This is a genomic window from Streptomyces alkaliphilus, from assembly GCF_014141535.1.
GTDB classification, from domain to species: domain Bacteria; phylum Actinomycetota; class Actinomycetes; order Streptomycetales; family Streptomycetaceae; genus Streptomyces; species Streptomyces alkaliphilus.
Window position 1 is genome coordinate 1 of record NZ_VKHT01001634.1, and the last position, 595, is coordinate 595.

Annotated in this window: 1 pseudogene; it reads right to left on the reverse strand. The window is 74.5% G+C overall.

Annotation, left to right across the window (positions count from 1 at the left end):
* Positions 1-595, reverse strand: a pseudogene (locus FNQ90_RS26065) (hypothetical protein); the annotation flags it as partial.

Here is a 595-nt window from a genome sequence, read left to right on the forward strand (position 1 = left end):
GGGGTGGGTGGGGCCGCCGGCGGGATTGCGCAGGGAGAGCGCGTCGTACCGCACGTGGCCGGTGCCGGTGTACCGGGTGAAGTCGCCGGTGGTGGTGTCGGTGACGTGCCAGTGGCCGTCCACCCGGGTGACGGCGGTGTTCGGCACCGGGGCGCCGAGGTCGGTGTGGGCGATGGCGCCGGGTGCGGTGCCGGTGGCGTTCGGCGGGGTGAACAGGTGCGTTCCGGTGGGTGCCCCGTCGGCGCCGCGCAGGGTGATCGCGTCGTGGATGTGCCGGCCGTTGCCGTCGACCACCAGGTGGTGTCCGCCGGCGTCGATCCGCGTGACGCCCGGGCCCATGGCGGTCTGGGACGTGATGGTGCCCTGTGGGGAGGTGAGTGTCGGCACGGGGGCGCCGTCGCCCCGAAGCAGGCCGAGGTTTCCGTCGGGGGTGGTGGTGAGGTAGTGGCCGGCCAGCGGGTGGACGGGGCCGCCGGCGGGGTTGTGCAGGTTGAGCGCGTGGTACTCCGGGGCGCCGGTGTCGGTGTGGCGGGTGAAGTTGCCGGTGGTGGTGTCGGTGACGTGCCAGTGGCCGTCCACCCGGGTGACGGCGGTG